General features: G+C 37.6%; 10 protein-coding genes. 3 read left to right on the forward strand and 7 right to left on the reverse strand.

From position 1 onward, the window contains the following. Window positions 1–51 precede the first annotated feature (51 nt). Entirely contained in the window at window positions 52–1,203 is a 1,152-nt protein-coding gene (locus IEV85_RS11500) for a metallophosphoesterase (RefSeq protein ID WP_188463417.1), read from the reverse strand. 121 nt (window positions 1,204–1,324) lie between these two features. After that, window positions 1,325–3,280, reverse strand: coding sequence for a fructose-1,6-bisphosphatase (locus tag IEV85_RS11505; RefSeq protein WP_188463419.1), 1,956 nt, complete (start codon window positions 3,278–3,280; stop codon window positions 1,325–1,327). Between the two features lie 237 nt (window positions 3,281–3,517). On the opposite strand from IEV85_RS11505, the gene IEV85_RS11510 reads away from it, so the two are divergent. Further along, a complete protein-coding gene (locus tag IEV85_RS11510; protein WP_188463421.1) occupies window positions 3,518–4,624 on the forward strand; it encodes a hypothetical protein in 1,107 nt (368 codons plus the stop codon). Beyond that, entirely contained in the window at window positions 4,581–5,639 is a 1,059-nt protein-coding gene (locus tag IEV85_RS11515) for an Ig-like domain-containing protein (RefSeq protein ID WP_188463423.1), read from the forward strand. The genes IEV85_RS11510 and IEV85_RS11515 overlap by 44 nt, the downstream gene beginning before the upstream one ends. 2 nt (window positions 5,640–5,641) lie before the next feature. On the opposite strand, the gene IEV85_RS11520 is transcribed toward IEV85_RS11515, so the two are convergent. Continuing rightward, entirely contained in the window at window positions 5,642–6,226 is a 585-nt protein-coding gene (locus IEV85_RS11520; RefSeq protein ID WP_345259654.1) for an LOG family protein, read from the reverse strand. A 44-nt stretch (window positions 6,227–6,270) separates the two neighbouring features. After that, window positions 6,271–7,179, reverse strand: coding sequence for a bile acid:sodium symporter (locus IEV85_RS11525; protein ID WP_188463425.1), 909 nt, complete (start codon window positions 7,177–7,179; stop codon window positions 6,271–6,273). Between the two features lie 265 nt (window positions 7,180–7,444). Here IEV85_RS11525 and IEV85_RS11530 point away from each other — a divergent pair, with 265 nt between their 5' ends. Next, window positions 7,445–9,679 (forward strand): FUSC family protein, encoded by a 2,235-nt coding sequence (locus tag IEV85_RS11530; RefSeq protein ID WP_188463427.1) that lies wholly within the window; start codon window positions 7,445–7,447, stop codon window positions 9,677–9,679. A gap of 20 nt (window positions 9,680–9,699) precedes the next feature. On the opposite strand, the gene IEV85_RS11535 is transcribed toward IEV85_RS11530, so the two are convergent. The 3 genes from IEV85_RS11535 to IEV85_RS11545 form a co-directional block, all read right to left on the reverse strand. Further along, entirely contained in the window at window positions 9,700–13,299 is a 3,600-nt protein-coding gene (locus IEV85_RS11535) for an FG-GAP-like repeat-containing protein (RefSeq protein WP_188463429.1), read from the reverse strand. Between the two features lie 216 nt (window positions 13,300–13,515). Then, a complete protein-coding gene (locus tag IEV85_RS11540; RefSeq protein WP_188463431.1) occupies window positions 13,516–14,982 on the reverse strand; it encodes a RagB/SusD family nutrient uptake outer membrane protein in 1,467 nt (488 codons plus the stop codon). A gap of 18 nt (window positions 14,983–15,000) precedes the next feature. After that, window positions 15,001–18,057: a SusC/RagA family TonB-linked outer membrane protein gene (locus IEV85_RS11545; RefSeq protein ID WP_188463433.1), complete on the reverse strand. Its 3,057-nt coding sequence runs from the start codon at window positions 18,055–18,057 to the stop codon at window positions 15,001–15,003. Window positions 18,058–18,085: the final 28 nt, after the last annotated feature.

The raw sequence follows: 18,085 nt of genomic DNA on the forward strand, positions 1-18,085 counted from the left end.
AGGAGCTGAAAGGCTCCTTTTTTATTTAGTATATTTTAAACTTATTAACGCTTACTTCAACTTCCCACTATATGTAATCTTTCCTTCTTTATTATCAGAAGCAGGAACCAAGAACTGGAGCCACAAGCTGCCATCTTCATAATAGTTAAGTTGCGCAAAACCTCTTGCCGACTGCCCAAATATGATTGTATCATCTCGCTTGAAATAGTCCTCTTTTGTTCCTGAGCCACTGATGATATGGTGAATATTCTTTTCTTTTTGATATTGCAATGTGTGATCGTGCCCGGCAGTGTAGACCACGTTTTCGTACTGGTTAAATCTGTCAGACAAGGCTTTCACCATTTCCTGGTATTCAGGATGTGGAATATCCTGAATATGACCAATGTGTTTGCGATAAAGCGGGAATAAACTTCCGATTACTGGTAAAGGAATGTATAGATAAGGCTTTAAATGGGTAAGGGGAAAAATATGATCTTTCAAAGGAAAATAACCCCCATGGGTTCCGTTGGAATAGAGCGGATGATGGGCTGAAACAATAATCTGTTTTTGTTGATTTTTAGCCAGAACATCCTCCAATTGCTTCAGATACTCCTCTTTTGTAGCCACAGTGCACCCATCTTTTGCTCCTCGCGGCTTTCCATAGCCATGAAGCCACCATTGGGTATCTAAAATAAGCCAAACAAGATGCTCATTCAATTCGATCTCTACGGGACCAGGGCACCCGCCATCAGGTAAAAAAGTATTACCCTTATTCAGGTAAGATTCAACATATTTTTCCTGCCTTTGCACAAATTCATTCCCTTGTTTACCCCATCTTTGCCAATCGTGATTCCCTGGTAAAAAGATGATACGACCGTTAAATTTTTTTAAAATATCTAACTGGGCATTAATCCGTTTCTCCTCAACTTTCCTGTGAGGATGCTCTTCCGGATGTAGTCCTGCATCATAAATATTATCTCCCAAAAAAACTACTGATGTGTTTTCGGCATTTGAACCCTGCAATTTAGCCTGGAGCAATGCTAAGGATGGCTCAAGAGGATTAGTTTTTGGTAAACCTGCATCGCCCATAAGAAAGAGAGTGTGAAGAGGTGCTTCATCAGGAATCATTTCCTGGTTTGATGTACTGTTAAAGGGTTTAGAGGTTTGGCAGGAAATTAAAACAAATAATAGAAGTGAAATCAGTGAAAAATGAGATTTTGTCATTCAGGTAAAAAGTAAGTAAGTTTTAAAAAATAGATGGTTAAGTTGATGTAATTAGGACTAATAATTAAATACAAAGGTTAATTTTTTTCAAAGTTAGAAGGTTTTGTAAACAATATATAATTCACACCGTCTTCTCTTTCAATTCTCCATTTCTGTAAGCTTCCAGTAGCTCTTTGAGGTCATTAATACGTTCCTTTATGTTTTTTCCATCATCTACATCGCGGATACGTTGTTTGGTTTCAGACTGAGAGAGGAAAACTTCACTATAAGCAATGTCTTTTTCCTGAGCTATGGCTACTTTTTGACTTTCAAAGGCTTCATGAGCTATCAGTTGGCGTCCATAGCAATTGTGCATCAGCGTAAATCCTGCAATACCGGTTTGGCCCTGGTAAGCTTTGGAAAAACCACCATCAATTACGACCAATCTTCCATTGCCTTTTATTGGGCTTTCACCTTGTTTTACTGATACCGGTACATGCCCGTTAAGGATTACAGCATCGGCAGGCAAACCAAACTCTTTCAAAATCATTTCACAGGTTTCGGCATTATCTCTGTAATTGTAATAATAATTTTTGTGTTCCTCCTGAATGCTTTCATCATCAATAAAGTATCGCTCAAAGGTGGCCATTTTGTGTTTTCCGAAAATAGGAGAGTCGGGGCCTGCCCACAAATACCAAAGAATATCCACTCCTTTTTGTTTTTCAGCAGACTCGTTTCTGGCGGCAAAAGCCAATTGCACCTGCTTATCAAAGTAATCCATTAATGCTTTACCTTTAAAAAGCTCATTACCCATTCTCACTTTTTTCAAAAAGCCATTGTTATTAAGGGGAATGCAACCATGATAAAGTAAGTTCTTATTAGTGACTTTGTACATGCTGCCTTTTTCAAAAAGAAATTTTACATGAGCTTGAAGCCTTGTGCTCTTTTGAAATGATTCTACCAACTTATCCATCAGGAAACGTTCTTCAGGATGTAATTCAGTAAGGTATTCTCCTTCTAGTGTGGGGAAATACCTGTCTTTTAAAGGATAGGTTGCACCTTCAATTTTAACGGTATAGTTTTCTAAATCAATATCTGACATGAAAAGTCGCTCATGCATGCCAAATTCAGGCCTGCGGGCTACTAACTGATGCTCCAGCTTAAATTGAATGATGGAAATAGCTTTATGCATTAAACGGTTCAGCCATTCTTCTGAGCTGCTGTGAATTTCGTCCGGAGCCACCTTGGGGTTGAAAATGATACTTTCATCATTCTTATAATATTCGAGTGCAAAAGAAGCCAGCGGAAGTAAATTAATGCCATAGCCTCTTTCAAGGGTATTTGTGTTTGCGTAGCGAAGAGATAGCCTCAGCACATTGGCTATACAAGCTTCAGAGCCACAAGCCGCGCCCATCCATACAATGTCGTGGTTGCCCCATTGAAAGTCAACCGAATAATGGTTCATCAGCTCATCCATAATAATTTCTGCTCCTGGGCCCCTGTCATACACATCACCAATAATATGAATTTTATGGATAGCCAGCTTCTGAATGAAAAGTGAAAGCTGAATGATCAGCTCATCTGCCTGTTCAATTTCTATAATACTTTCAATAAGGTGTTCGTAATAGTCATTTTCCTCTCCTAAATCACGCTCAGCTACCAATTCAGCAATGATTTCTCCAAAGCCTTTCGGAAGTAGCGACTGTAATTTTCCTGTTGCATAAATAGACGCGAACTCCCTTGTGAGTTGAATTAACCTAAAAATGGTGGCTTTATAGAAAATGCTGACGTTTTCAAGGGCTTTCTTTAGCAAAGGAAGTTTTTCTTCCGGATAATAGATTAAGGTAGCCAATTGTCCTAAGTCCTCATGGGAAAGCTCTTCTTGAAAAAGCTCTTTAATTTTTTGCTTAATTACCCCTGAGCCATTTCGCATTACATGTTGAAAGGCTTCATTTTCACCGTGAATATCGCTCAGAAATATCTCTGCCCCTTTGGTTAAATTTAAAATAGAGCTTAGTGAAACAATTTTAGAGGAAGCCGATAGTTGGTTGGGGTACTTCTCTGCAAGCAGTTTCAGGTATTTTTTCTGAGAAGGCATATTAAAGCATAGTTCTTTTGCTGAATATACGTGTTCTGTTGAAAGCTGGCAAGTTAGGAGGTTCTCAAATAAAATTATATTTCTTCTGTAACATACGGTGTAATTGTAGAACTATCAGTAAAAAGGACTAAAACGATAGGTTACTCAGGTTACTGATTTTATTAACTAGCTATTTCATAGGGGTTTAAACCTTTTGTTCGAAAGGTAGTTTTAATCATTAAACCAACTTAGATAGTGATGAGAAAAAAATTATTAACCCTGTTTGTAGGACTCTGTTTTGCATCAGCCTTGTTTGCTGAAAAAACTTTAAAGTCCGGTTTTGTAAAAGGTAATCCTGAAATTAAGTCGATTAATGCTTTAAGCTTTGGCCCTGAAGGGATTTTATTTGTAGGTGACAGCAAAAATGCAATGGTGTATGCATTGGATACTCAAGATGAAGCGGTAAGTAGTGATAAGCCAGATTATAACATAGAGCGCTTCGATGAAAAAATTGCTGCATTAATGGGAACTACGGTTGAAAATATCACTATCAATGATATCGCAATTAACCCTATTTCTAAAAATATTTACGTTGCAATAACTCACTCCAGTGGGAAACCCGCTTTATTAAAATTAACCAACAATGACAATTTTGAGCCTGTAGATATGACTAATATTTCCTATTCGGGCCAGGCATTGGATAAAGCGGTTGCTGCAGATGCAAAAGATGGAAGAGGTCGTTCATTGAGAATGTGGGCTATTTCAGATTTAAACTATTCCGATGGGCAGGTAATGCTTACCGGCTTATCTAATCAGGAATTTGGCTCTACATTTCGCTCCATTCCTTTTCCTTTCAATAAAAATGAGCAGATGTCTTCTTTGGAAATTTACCATGCAGCTCATGGAAGATATGAGACAGACTCTCCTGTAAAATCATTTACCACAACAAAACTGGATGGAAAAGATTACATTGTCGCCAGCTACACCTGTACACCTTTAGTGGTATTTCCTACTTCTGATTTGAAGCCCGGACAGCACGTAAAAGGGAGAACAGTGGCTGAATTAGGTAACTGGAATACACCATTAGATATGATTATTATGGAAAAGGATAATGAATCCTATTTATTGATGGCTAATTCAGCGAGGGCTGTGATGAAAATCAAACTTTCTAATGTTGCTGACTTTAATGGTTCTTTAACTGAGCCTGTAGAAGAAAGATCAGGCACAGCAGGCGTTGACTTTATTGCGCTTCCATTTGTAAATGTACAACAGCTGGAAAAGCTGGATGACCAAAGGTTCGTGATGTTGCAAAGAAAGGCAGATGGCAACCTTACTTTATGGACTTCCAATGACAGGTGGTTATAAAATACTTGTTTTTCTATTCCTGAGCTTTTGGATTTCCACAATTCAAGCTCAGGAGTATGATTTTTACCTTGAATGGAAGGGAGAGGAAGCTACTTCAATTGTCATTAGTGAGCAGGAGATTCCCCATCTGAACGTTCGGCTTTTGGGTAAAGCACAGAAAATAGCCGGCTCTGTTATTATTGATACCAACACTTGCTTCACCCCTTATTTCCCGTTCTCTATAGGAACTACTTACCAGGTTTTTAATGGCCAGAAGTTACTCTTTACTTTTAGTCCTGACAGAGAAATTAAAGCTCCGGAAGTTCAAAGAGTATATCCTCTTGCTGAATTACTCCCTGAGAATTTCCTGAAATTTTACATTCAATTTGATCAGCCAATGGCTAGTGGTCATGTGTATAAATATTTGCAGTTACTAGAAGAGGGAAAACCAATAGAAAATGCACTTATTCCTTTACAACCGGAGCTATGGAATGCTGATAGGACATTATTAACTGTTTGGATTGATCCCGGAAGGGTGAAACGAGACCTTGGTCCCAATAAAAAGTTTGGAGCAGTTCTAAAAGCAGGAAATACTTATCATTTACAAGTTAATAAAGGCCTAAAAGCTGCGAACGGCTCTACATTGAATCAGGAATTTGTAAAAGCTTTCAAAGTAATAAAAAGAGATGAAGAAATCCCGGGCATCAGAAACTGGATTATACATGCTCCGGAAAAAGAAACCACAAACCCAGTAAAGATTGATATAAAAGAGCCTATGGATTACTCTACCCAGCATTTTATGGAGATTTTAAATAACGGTGAAAAAATATCAGGAAAATATACTTTCGTTTCTGACACTTCCATCCATTTTAAGCCTGAAAATGTGTGGAGTGATGGAAGCTATGTGCTTCGTGTAGCTTCAAAAGCAGAAGATTTAGCAGGTAATAATTTCAACCGTCCTTTCGACAGAGATTTGGAAAAATTGTCCAAGGTGAGTGAGCAGGAATATTATGAAATCACTTTTAGTATTGAATAATATCAGGTTTTATCTTTAGTAATCCATTTAGGAGTAGCAGGCGCTTTATACCCATTCATTTTTTCTAAAATATCTTCAATGCTTGTACTCATGAGAACCATCTCAGCATTTTCTTCCTTCAATAACCCATTGGAAACCATAGTAGCTAATTGTTGCTGAAGAAAATCATAAAATCCATTACAGTTAAGAATTGCTACAGGATGTTGATGCAAACCTAATTGTCCCCAGGTAAGAATTTCAAATAATTCTTCCAATGTGCCGAAACCACCGGGCAAAGCAATAAATCCGTCAGACAGATCATGCATTTTAAGCTTTCGCTCATGCATTGTATCCACTATAATTAACTCTGTTAAGTCTGCATGTGCTATTTCTTTTCCACTGAGAAAATGCGGAAGAACACCAATTACTTTACCACCTAAAGATAGAGCTCCATCTGCCACTGCTCCCATTAAGCCTACCCTTGCACCACCATATATGAGGCGAATTTCATTTTTAGCCAATATTCTCCCCAGTTTATAGGCCTCAGCATAGTACATAGGATCATTGCCTGCACTGGAGCCGCAGAAAACAGCAACTGATTTGATCATAATTATTTGTTAATTAGCATCCGTAAAATAGGTTGAAAATCTGATCAATTAAAAGATTCATTGATTTTTTTTACCGCTTGCTTCTTATCAGGGGAGTATTTTTTCAATAGAAAGCCTATCAGTAAGGTAGTAAAGAATGAGAATGATCCATACAGCACAGCCATTACCTCCATTGCATCACTTCGCAATATATGAGAGGCAATATAAATAGCTAAAGCAGAATTTTGCAGGCCTACCTCAATGGCAATGGTGAAATTAGCATCATGTTTAATGCCGATGGCTTTTGAGGTGAAAAATCCGATTAACATTCCCAAAAAATTGATCACCAAAAGCGGAAAGACTAAATGCCAGTCTTTCAATATTAATTTAGCATTTCCGCCATCACCGGAGAACATTGCATAAGCCACAATTACAATTAATAAAAGAGGGAGCACGTATCTGGATGGTCCCCTAAGTTTATCAGTAAATGATTTTGGAGTATATTCATTAATTAAAATACCAATAATAACCGGGATAATTACTGTAAGAAGTATCTCTCTAAAGGTGTCAATAAAATTTAGTGCAATTTCAGTATCTTTTCCTAAAAAGACAGAAAGTGCAAGGCTTACAAACAGGGGAATTGTAAAAATAATGGCAAAGCTGTTAAATGAAGTCATGGAGACTGATAAAGCTACTCTACCTTTTAACATATGTGTTATCAGGTTTGAAGCAGTGCCCCCCGGTACCGAAGCAATGAGTATGACTCCTACTTTATAAACAGGTGCGATTGGCCAAAAGTAAATAACGATGAAGGCTAAGATGGGAAATAACAACAATTGGCAGGCTAAACCTGTTAAAATAGCTTTGGGTTTAATAAAAACACGCGCAAAATCTTTAAATTTTAGCGTAAGCCCTATGCCAAGCATAATAATAGCTATGGCTACAGGCATAAGTAAGTCGGAAAAATCAGGCATCTGGATATAGTTTCAATACCTAAACGGATTTTCAAAAAATAGATTGGGTATATTCTATATCTGGGTATTTTTTTTTGATGAAAAATCATCTTGTTTAAGAGCAATCAGGATTGAGATCTAATTCAGCCTTACTAATTTTGAAACGCTGTTTAACTAAATATTCGTTACTCGTTAAAGATTTTTGTGAGTCTTCGCGCAATTAAAAAACTCAGTTTAAAAGTTTATCAACGAGACATAAACATTAATAAATTCTTATTTTAGCAAAATGCCAGGTGCAGCCTTATCTTCTACCATCAAATTTCTTCGGAGTCAGGATTTCCTTAAATCCATTATTGTAACATTTGGTGTGGTGGCTCCCATAATTATTGGAGTGCAAATTAATCAGTTGCCTTACTGCCTGAGTATTGCTATCGGTATGTTTCTTACTTCAAGTAGCGATGTGCCCGGTAGCAGAAAACATAAAAGCATTGGTATTCTAACGGCAACATTAATCTCCACTTTAGCTACAATTATTATCACTTATGCAGCTGCAAATCTTTACATTCTCATTCCTGTATTAGGAGCTTTGGTATTCGGGATTTCCTATATTTCAGTTTACGGTTTTAGAGCCTCTCTTATTTCTTTCGCAGGCTTATTGGCTATAGTTCTTAGTTTTGCGCATAAGCAAACTGGTTTTGAAATTATCATTCATGCACTATTTATAAGTTTGGGTGGTGTATGGTCATTGCTGCTTTCGGTTACTTTTCATCCCATTTTACAAAAGAGACAAATCAGAAACGGCCTGGCGGAATGTCTTTCACTCACTGCTGAATATATTAAGGTGAGAGGTAAACTAGCGATGGAAAATCAGGGTCATACTCAATTAAAGGAATCATTGTATGATCTGCAGGTTAATATTAATACGATTCATGAATCTTTAAGGGAGCTTTTACTAAATGAGAGACAGAGCTTTGGGTTTTCTAATTTTAAAAGAAAGCAATTGCTTATTTTCATAGAATTGATTGATATTCTGGAGTTATCTATGGCCAACCCTGCCAATTATGAGCAAATAAGCAAAATCTTCAAAGGCAAGCCTCATGTAGTTGAGCCTTTTATCCAACTAATTTTTAATTTATCCGATAGGCTGGAAAAAGCAGGTGATGCTCTACATAAAGGAATAAAATTGCCTGAAGTAAGTGATTTTACAAAGCAGATTAATGAATGCAGGGCAGGTATTCAGCTTTATGTACAAGAAGTGAAGCTACCGGAAGCCAGAGAAGGAGCTTTGTTACTACATAACCTGTTGGATTATGAGGAACAGCAGCTTCAAAAACTGCAATCCATTGAGCGAGTATTTCAAGATCTGGAAGATAGGCAAAAGGTAGGGTTAAAAAGCAAAGAGGGAAAGCAATTTATCACACAGCAGGATTATGATATTAATATTTTGCGAGAGAATTTTAATTTCAAATCTCCTATTTTCAAACATTCTGCGAGGTTAACTATTGCTATGCTTGCGGGATTTAGCATTGGGTTAATTTTCTCCATTCAGAATGCTTACTGGATTTTGCTGACCATTGTAGTGATTATGAGGCCGGGTTACACACTCACCAAAGAACGCTCTAAACATAGACTGTATGGCACTTTAATTGGTGCCGGAATAGCTGCTGTTGTGGTGCTGATTACGCAAAATACCTATGTGTATTCCGGCCTTTCTATCATCTCATTATTACTGGCTCTTAGTTTTATTCAGCGAAACTACAGAACCTCTTCTGTTTTTGTAACAACCAGTATTGTATTCATTTATGCGCTCATTAACCCGGATGCGTTTGAGGTAATTCAATATAGAGTAGTGGATACCTTAACAGGAGCAGTGATAGCTATGCTTTCCATTTCATTTTTGTGGCCAGCGTGGGAGCACACCAATATCAAATCGGTGATGGTTCAGGCGCTAAGAGCGAACAGAAAATACCTTGCAGAAATAAATAATTACTACCACAAATCGGAAAGTAATACTGCTTACAAACTAGCTCGAAAGGAAGCATTTCTTGAAATGGGTAACCTAAATGCTGCATTTCAGCGAATGAGCCAGGAGCCCAAATCACAACAGCAGCAGGTAGGAAAAATTTATGAAATAGTAGGCTTGAACCATACTTTTTTGGCCGCTATAGCAGCCTTGGGCACATTTATATTAAATAATAAGCGCCACGAAATTTCTAAGGATGTCGAAATAGTGATTGATACCATCGATAATAATTTGCGGCAGGCCATCCAAACACTTTTAAATAAAGAGATTACTGAAGGAATTGCTACCGAAAGACTGGAGGAGGCTTACGAGCATCTGGAAGAAAAATTCAATAAGCTTGTTGCAATTAGAACTAAAGAATTAGATGAGGAGGAAACAAGACCTATTCATCCGGATTTTAGAAAAAATCTGCAGGAAGCAAGGTTGATCTCCGACCAGTTGAAGTGGTTAGTTACCATTTCAGGTAACTTGAAAAAAGTGGTGAAGGAGCTTGATTAGGCTCCTTCATTACATTACCATTATTTTTTGATACTGTTTTCTGAAATATGACCTCTCGGGAAAACATATTTCCTGCTTTTTCCAGCATAGTCGAAAACAATAATTGAATCAACTTCTTTATTTAAGTGCAGCAACCGGGATTTTTGCCCTAAATAGGACGAGCCATAATAAAATTCATGCTGTAGTTTTTGACCATCTTTAGTGAAGATTGTAGCCTTCTGATCAGTTGGTTCAGGGTGATAAATATTTTCAGAGATGTTTCCAGTTGACTTATAAACCTTAAGGCTGTCATCATGCTGACTTATCAAAAATAATGGTTCCCCATTTTCAAGTGTTATTTCAGCCAGAGCTTTGGCATTTCCATTAACAAAAAAACCACTTTCAGAAACTTCAACCGGCCTAAAATCCCCTTCTCCATCACCTAACAGAAGCTTTCCAATAGAAGCGTCATATCTGCCAGTTTGAGGTTCAGGGGCATAAGAATTTCCAACCATTAGCAAATCGGGATTTCCGTCATTGTTAAAATCCTTTGGGAGGATTCCATATATCGGAGCCATCTGTGCCTCAATAGGTAGTGCTTTAATATTGAATTTATTATTGCCCAAATTTTCAATGTATGAGGTTTTAAATTCATAACTTTTTAATACATAGCTATTATCCAGTTCACCTTCAGCAAAGAAATCATCAAAAGTTGTTTTTCCATAGGTGGCGTAACGCTGGAATCTTCCTTTCATATATGAAAGCTGACTTATGAGAACATCCCTCGGGTGAGCCGGGTAGTTTTCTCCCAGAATGTAGTGGAACATAATGGGATCTATACTTCCATTATTATCAAAATCTTTAGTATAGAGCGATACGGGCTCTTTTTCGGAGGCCTTATATTTTGAGTTAAGACCTAAGTTGCCAGCTATGTAATCTATATCGCCATCGTTATCAAAATCACCTGCGGCTAAACTATTCCACCAACCTGAAGTATTCTTTAAGCCAGCTTCTTTCGTGATATTGTTGAAAATAATATCTTTTCCCTCTCTTCTTTGTTGCTGAAGGATAGTGATAGGCATCCACTCGCCAGTGATAACCAGGTCTACATGTCCGTCACTATCAAAATCACTCCATAGCGCATCGGTCACCATCCCAATATTAGCTAATTCCGGACATACCTCTTTTGTGACATCGGTAAAGGTACCTCCATCATTTCTTAGAATATAGCTTTTTGGTGGTAGCGGATAACTGTGGGGCACAACGCGTCCTCCTATAAAAAGATCTAAATCCCCATCGCTATCAAAGTCAGCAGCAGTCACTACTGATCCGCTACTTAACATTTTTGGGAGGGCTTCCATATTTCGTGTAAAGTTACCATGCGCATCATTTATATATAGTCTGTCCTGATATGCGTCATTTCCTTCTGGATATCTACTTCCACCACTCACTACATATAAATCTAAATCTCCATCAGCATCTGCATCAAAGAATAGTGCTCCCATATCGTCAAAGCCAGTTTCTCCTGCAAATTCCTGTTTTTTGAAAGTTCCCTGGTTTTGTTGAAGAAAAAATGAGCCATTTTCAAGGGAACTACCACCTATATAAAAATCTTCCAAACCATCTCCATTTATATCCCCTACAGCAATACCAGGTCCATTTTCTGACTGCCTTTGCGGAATGAGTGGCTGAATCTTAAAATCGATAAATTCTGTTGTTGACTGCTTGTGTTTAATGTGAGTAAGTCCTGAAGATTCTTCAAAAAGTAGCTTTAAAATGGGCTTCTCTTTTTCGGTTAGAGGAAGTGAATTTTTATAATCTAGCACCAGCAACTGATTAGGTTTTACATTAAGCAATAATTCATGGTTTCCATTAGGCCAAAGTATTTCTAATGAATCAATATTTTCAACATCTCCCAGCCCAAAGTGCACGTTGTTGTCAACAGTAGATTTATATCCTCTGGTGAGGAAGTGTTCGTAGTACTGCTGTTCCAAAGTATTTTCGTTATTATATTTCAAAGTAATTTTACTTCCTATCCCTTGCAGATTAACAGAGTCTCCTTTTAAATCTATCTTCAAATAGTTCCTGGTATTCGAGTCTTTATTCTTGAGTTTTTCTGAATTGTTTTGGTAAATAAAAGCAGGTTGATTTACATTATTTATCACTAAATCTAAATCTCCATCTCCATCAAGATCTGCGTAGGCAGCACCGTTAGAAAGGGAGGGTTGTACAAATCCCCACTCCTGTGACTTGTCGGAAAATGTTAAATCCCCATTATTTTTGAAAATGAAATTAGGGATCTTAACATCTGTTAGCTTCTCCATTTCCTCCATTGCTTTAGCTTTTTTAGTTTCAGGAGTGCCAAATTGCATCATAGAATTGCTATAAGACACAAAATCCATATCTGTTACATCTTTTCCATATCCGTTGGAAATGAAGAGATCTTTTAGCCCATCATTATCAAAATCAGCAAATAAAGGAGCCCAACTCCAGTCAGTTTTATAAATCCCTGCTATTTGTCCTATTTCGCTAAATGAATTTAATCCGTTATTTATTTTACCATTGTTAAGCTGAAGTGTATTGCGTATAAATTGCGGCTCATACCCTAAAGCCAGGCTTCGGATATATTTGTCATGATTAATATTGGGGAACATAGATTTTTGACGAGGATTTTTATCAGGCATCATGTCCAATACTAATATATCCACCATTCCATCATTATTATAATCTGCTACATCGGTTCCCATGCCAAACATGCTTTGATGTTTCAGCATCTCTTTTATTCTATTTGTAAAAGTTCCGTCCCCATTATTAATATACAGGATGTCATTGGTTATAAAATCGTTGGCTACATAAATATCCGGCCATCCATCTTTATTGATATCACTTATAGCGAGACCTAATCCATACCCTTCTATAAGAATTCCTGCTTCTTTCGAAACATTTGTGAATGTGCCATCTCCGTTATTACGGTAAAGTTTATCAGTACTCATTCCTTCTCCTTGCAGCTTTCGGGGACGGGTTTTGGTTCTTTCCCCACCCTCCATGGCATTGGAAAGTACATACAAATCTAAATCTCCGTCTCCGTCATAGTCAAAAAAAGCAGACTGTGTATTATAACTACTGTCGGCTATTCCGTATGCCTTTGCTTTTTCTTCAAATATTGGAATGCCATCTTTAGAAAAGCCTTTGTTGATAAACAGTAGGTTCGAATTGGGAATGTTTTTGTATCCGCTTGAAGTAGAAATATAAATATCTAAAAGGTTATCGTTATTAAGATCAACGAGGCTTACCCCTTCAGCCCATTGTGTTGTAGTTAAGCCTGAAGCTGCTGTAACATCTTCAAATTGCATCTCTCCTTTGTTTAAGTAAAGACGGGAGGATACTTTATTGCCTGTAAAAAAAATATCGGGAAGGCTGTCATTATTAAAATCCCCTATTGCCACACCTCCTCCATTATACATATAATCAAAGTCGAGTATATTTAATGAATCATCTTCCTCAAGGCTATTATTAAAATCCACACCAGTGACTGATGGTGACAATAGCTTAAATAGTTGGGGGGCATTTTCTTGCGAGGTGTTGCATCCTAAAAAGAGGATTAAGAAAATATAGTAGGGAGTGTAAAATCTATAGTTCATAATAATCAAATAGGCTTTCTCTTAAAAGACCTTTTTGTTGTAAAAAAAAATACTTGATAAAAACTATTAGAAGCTATTAATAGAGAGTAAGGTAGGAAATTTACTGTTACTATTTAGCTTTCAATCACAACAAGATAATAGTGAAATAATATTTGAGCTAAAAATAGAGGCCATCTTTTTAAGACGGCCTCTTTAAAAAAAATCAATTACTTCGTATTAGTAACCATTATTAGTGGTAATAGCTGTGTTATTATCTACTTCAGTAATTGGTATTGGCATTAAAATATGTCTGGGCTGCCAATTAGGAATTCGCTCTGATATATCCAGTTTACCTTCTCTATGCCATCTTCTAAGGTCACGATTTCTTATTTGCTCACAAGCTAGCTCTACTCTTCTTTCACGCACAATAATATCAAACATGTCATCTTTGTTACCAGGGTCATCTAAAGCTGGCATGTCTACATCTGCTCTTGCTCTTACCTCATTTACATAATCTACGGCATTACCAGTAGTTCCCACTTCATTTTCGGCTTCAGCCATCATTAAAAGTACATCAGCATAGCGAATAACTCTGAAGTTTATACCAGAATATAAGTCTTCAGAAGGTCGCTGATAAGCATTAGAGTATTTTCTCCATCCTGGTCTGCTTATTTCCATTGTATCTGTAGCGTTATTATAAGTATCCCCATCTTGATAGAAGTTGTAGTCAAGCCTAGGGTCTCCGGCTTCAAATGCAGAAATTAAGTCCGGACGAGGGTTAACATTGTTCCAGCCAGTTACAGGTGGGTATTCCTGTCCTCTGAAAGTAACTTCATCAATGCCATCTCCATCAGGTGACCAAGGGTTTCCAACCCCATGCGCTGTTGTAAACTGTACTTCAAAGATGGACTCTTGGTTATTTTCATTGCCTTCCTCAAAGTTATCAAGGTAACGTGGTACAAGCATATATTCAGATGAAGTAATCACTTTTTGCAATTCAGTTTTAGCTAGTTCATACTCACCTCTGAATAACCTTATTTTTCCAGCCAGTGCCTGGGCACTGCCTTTTGTTGCCCTACCTAACTCAGAATCGGGGTAAGCTGATTTCACTTTTAAATTTTGTTCAGCAAATGTTAAGTCTTCAAATATTAATGCATAAACATCACTTTCAGGCGCTCTTGGATCCCCTTCTGTTTCCTCAGCAGGCTCTGTTAACAATGGCACATCTCCCCATAAGCTTACCAGTTCAAAATATGCCCAGGCTCTTAAAAACTTAGCTTCAGCTATTAATCGATTTCTCGACTCCTCAGAAATTTGTAATTCAGGTACTTTATCAGCATTAGCAATTACCAGGTTAGCCCTGTTAATTACCCTGTAAAAACCTCTCCAGGTAGAAGTAATTATAAAATTACCATCATTGATGTCATATTGTAACAATGCCCTTCTGGGAGCTTCAAGTCCGCCAGTCGGATCATTTTCATCTGCCAACATATCATGAAGGAAAAAATATTCCCTACCGTAAAGGTCACTAGCCTGTAAAGCAGAATAAATAGCATTTACAGTAGCCTGAAGTTGCGCTTCAGTTTCGAAAAAGTTATTAATAGCTATCTGATTAGGATTATTTTTTTCCAGCAAGTCTTCATTACAAGAAGAGAAAACCACTGGGAGTAAAATAAATGGCTTTAATATATTACGTAGTTTCATTTTCTTTATTTTTTTAAATTAAAAACCTATTTGAATACCACCGATGAAAGTTCTTGGTTGTGGATATTGCCCAAAGTCTACTCCTGAATTAAGAGTTTGTGTTTGACCTCCCTGGTTTCCTAAATCTGTTCTTACCCCTATTTCAGGATCGTAACCTGTATAATCAGTGAAAGTAAGCAGGTTTTGAGAAGTAGCGTAAATTCTTATTCTCTGGATAAACCCGTCTCCATTTCTACTGAACAAGCTACTTGGTAGTGTATATCCTATAGTTAAATTTTTAAGTCTCAGATAAGAACCATCTTCAACAAACCGGTCAGAAATTCTCGAATTAGCATTCGGGTCTCCTACAATAGCTCTTGGCACTGTGTTGCTGGTACCTGGACCTGTCCAGCGGTCTAATACTACAGTACTTGAGTTAAATAAACGCGTCATACCTTCCAGGTGATACCGATTTGTATTCAGTATTTCATTTCCCTGAACACCTTGAAAGAACATGCTAAGGTCAAAGTTCTTATAATTGGCAGAAGCATTTATACCATAAGAAAAATCAGGTAAAAAATGACCTATATTTACTCTGTCGGCTGCAGTAATTTCATCATCTCCATTAATATCTTTAAACCTGATGTCTCCGGGGGCAGTGTTTTCTGCCTGAAATGCATGTTCCTCTACTTCAGTTTCGTTTTGAAAAATGCCGTCCGTCTGCCATCCATAAAAGAAAGCAATTGGCTGACCCTCTTCAGTCCAGGTAACGGGGTTTCCAGTCGTAATAAAACCTGAGCCTGCAACGGAATTACCAATTCCCAGAGAAGTTAACTCATTTTTTATAAAAGAAATATTACCTCCTATATTCCATTGAAATTCACCAGACATTTCATTATAGTTAGCAGTCAGTTCAAAACCTTTATTCACCACTGTTCCTACGTTGGCAGTGGGCGCTACATCATAACCCTTAGATGGTGGAATTGGCACGGGTAGCAGCATGTCGTTGGTTTCATTATTGAAGTATTCTACACTGGCAGTAAGTTTATTTCTAAGGAAACCCATGTCCAAACCAATATTTGTCATAGTAGTAGTTTCCCATTTTACATTAGGGTTGGCCATAGCCCGTGCAGTTATACCGGGAACAAGTTGCCCATCCAGAGTATAAAACTGCTGTCCGGCAAGTGTTAATTCATAAGTATAATCACCTATTTTATCATTACCTACTTGTCCCCAGCTACCTCTAAGTTTAAGCTCAGTTATTGAGCTTATATTTCTGAGAAATTCCTCTTCACTGATTCTCCACCCTGCTGATACAGAAGGGAATGTTCCCCATTTTTCTGTACCAAATCTGGACCCGCCATCTCTTCTAATTGATGCTCCAAATAGATATTTTCCATTGTAGTCATAATTCACCCTTCCTAAATAAGAGATTAAAGCATATTCATTTCGTGTGCCCCCAATAGTAGGGCTTTCTCCAATGCCTAATACATCAATTGCACTTGTCAGCTCTGTTTGGCCAGTAGCATTCATTATTCTGGAGGTATAAGTTTGTCTTTCTACCACAGCTATTGCATCAATATGATGATTGCCAAAATCTTTGTTATATGATAACTGATTTGAAAATAATGGAGAAATAAAGTCACTCCTTGTCTGATCCAATTGTGCAAGGGCGTTATATTGGTACTGTCCTGGTGAATTGTAAACAGGTATGAATTGATCATTATAGCCAAAATTCATGTCTAAGCCGACTAAAAATTTATAATTAAGTCCGTCAATAATTTCATAGTTGACATAAGCAGTACCCAACATTTTCATATTCTGGTCAATATTTCTTTGCAAAGAAGCATTTAATACTGGATTTTCCGGATCTGACCCATCTAATTCATTGGTTTCAGCACCACCAAATCCGCCAACTCTGGTGTCATCATAAACCGGAATATACGGTATCATTTTAATCATATGTTCAATCTGAGAACGCCCACTGCTATAAGGCTCATTGTTTCGGTTTGAATATGCCAGTGTGAGGTTTTGTCCCACTTTAAATTTGCCTAAGTTAAATTCACTATTTGCGCGAAATGAATATCTCTCAAAACCTGTCCCTACCATAATACCTTCCTGATTAAAGTATCCACCGCTTATGTTAAAAACTGCATTTTCTCCCCCACCACTAACAGATAAATTATAGTCCTGAATGGGTGCAGTTCTAAACATGGCGTCTTGCCAATCAGTATCTACATCGGCAAATCTACCAAGATCATCAAAACGCAAAGGAATCTCATCTCCTAACAGGTCCCTTCCATAAGCCAGATATTGCTCTCTATTTAGTAGGTCTAACTGTCTCCAGGCAGTCTGCACTCCGGCATAAGAATTTAAATTAATTTGTGTTTTACCTCTTTTCCCTTTTTTAGTAGTCACCATTATAACACCATTTGCAGCTCTTGAACCATAGATAGCTGCCGCGGAAGCATCTTTGAGGATTTCAATGGATTCGATATCATTTGGATTGATCTCATTCAGACCGCCTGCAGGCATCCCATCAATTACGTAGAGCGGATTATTATCTCCTACAGTACCCATGCCACGGATTCTTACTAATGGGCTAACACCCGGAGAACCAGAGTTGGCTACGTTAATACCTGCTGCTCGGCCCTGTAAAGCCTGATCCAAGGAAGCCACAGGTTGTTCCTGAATTTCTTCAGAATTAACTGAAGATATAGCTCCTGTAACCCTTGCGCGTTCCTGGCTACCATAACCTACAACTACTAATTCGGAAAGCGCTTTGATATCTTCCCTTAATGATAAATTAATTGTTGTTTGGTTTCTTACAGGTACTTGTTCTGTAATGTATCCCACAAATGAAAATACAAGTGTATCTCCCGGGGAAACAGTAATATTGAAATTACCATCAATATCAGTGACTGCTCCATTATTACTCAGCTTAGAAAGTACATTTACTCCGGGGAGTCCTTCGCCTGTATCAGCTTCTTTTACGGTTCCTTTTACTTGTTGGGCCTGCGAATACAGGAGATCAGGAATGACTAACGCTACAAATAAAAATGTTGAGCGTAAAATTAGTAGTTTAAGTTGTTTCATGATTTTGCATATTTAAATTAGTATTGGT

This window comes from Marivirga lumbricoides, from assembly GCF_014636295.1.
Taxonomy (GTDB): domain Bacteria; phylum Bacteroidota; class Bacteroidia; order Cytophagales; family Cyclobacteriaceae; genus Marivirga; species Marivirga lumbricoides.

Coding starts and splice junctions, on each gene's coding strand:
- IEV85_RS11510 (WP_188463421.1), top strand. CDS start 3,518: ATGAGAAAAAAATTATTAACCCTGTTTGTAGGACTCTGTTTTGCATCA.
- IEV85_RS11540 (WP_188463431.1), bottom strand. CDS start 14,982: ATGAAACTACGTAATATATTAAAGCCATTTATTTTACTCCCAGTGGTT.
- IEV85_RS11505 (WP_188463419.1), bottom strand. CDS start 3,280: ATGCCTTCTCAGAAAAAATACCTGAAACTGCTTGCAGAGAAGTACCCC.
- IEV85_RS11515 (WP_188463423.1), top strand. CDS start 4,581: ATGGCAACCTTACTTTATGGACTTCCAATGACAGGTGGTTATAAAATA.
- IEV85_RS11530 (WP_188463427.1), top strand. CDS start 7,445: ATGCCAGGTGCAGCCTTATCTTCTACCATCAAATTTCTTCGGAGTCAG.
- IEV85_RS11545 (WP_188463433.1), bottom strand. CDS start 18,057: ATGAAACAACTTAAACTACTAATTTTACGCTCAACATTTTTATTTGTA.
- IEV85_RS11500 (WP_188463417.1), bottom strand. CDS start 1,203: ATGACAAAATCTCATTTTTCACTGATTTCACTTCTATTATTTGTTTTA.
- IEV85_RS11525 (WP_188463425.1), bottom strand. CDS start 7,179: ATGCCTGATTTTTCCGACTTACTTATGCCTGTAGCCATAGCTATTATT.
- IEV85_RS11535 (WP_188463429.1), bottom strand. CDS start 13,299: ATGAACTATAGATTTTACACTCCCTACTATATTTTCTTAATCCTCTTT.
- IEV85_RS11520 (WP_345259654.1), bottom strand. CDS start 6,226: ATGATCAAATCAGTTGCTGTTTTCTGCGGCTCCAGTGCAGGCAATGAT.